Raw genomic sequence first — 509 nt, forward strand, 5'->3', positions numbered from 1 at the left:
GGTGGTCCCGCCCCTTGCCGCTGGGCGCTCCCCGACCGATGATTTTTTAAGTAGTTGATTATATGCCGTTTTTAGGGTATAATAAGAACTTAAGAAATAGAATAAGTTAAGTAGTTGATACTCAATATAGGGTATTTTCCATATTGGAAAATCTGATTTTCCATATTAGAAAGTCACTCTTTCCTATTAGATGTTAAAAAGGAAAATATATTTTGCTTTTTTATTGTATTAATGGAAATTTAAATATTCCTTTGTGGAAAATCAAATTATACTTTTTCACCGATATATAGAAAGTCAAATTTGCCTAAATAGAATGTTTATGGAAAATAAGAAAGTACTCAAATTAACCGATTTTCAAAAAAACGAAGAAAACCCCTTTATGAAACAAGCAATTGAAGGGATTGAAAATCACGTTGTTAAGAAATACAAAAGTAGTACGGGAAGTGATAAAAAAGCTGTAGTTGCTGTTGCTGATACAGATACAGGAGAAGTATTCAAAACCTCGTTTA

1 pseudogene is annotated in these 509 nt (G+C 31.4%); it reads left to right on the forward strand.

The annotated features are described in order from the left end of the window. Positions 1-319: 319 nt before the first annotated feature. A pseudogene (locus RF644_RS18900) lies at positions 320-509 on the forward strand (RepA protein); the annotation flags it as partial.

The sequence above is a fragment of the Kocuria sp. CPCC 205258 genome, assembly GCF_040981005.1.
Classification (GTDB): Bacteria; Actinomycetota; Actinomycetes; order Actinomycetales; family Micrococcaceae; genus Kocuria; species Kocuria rosea.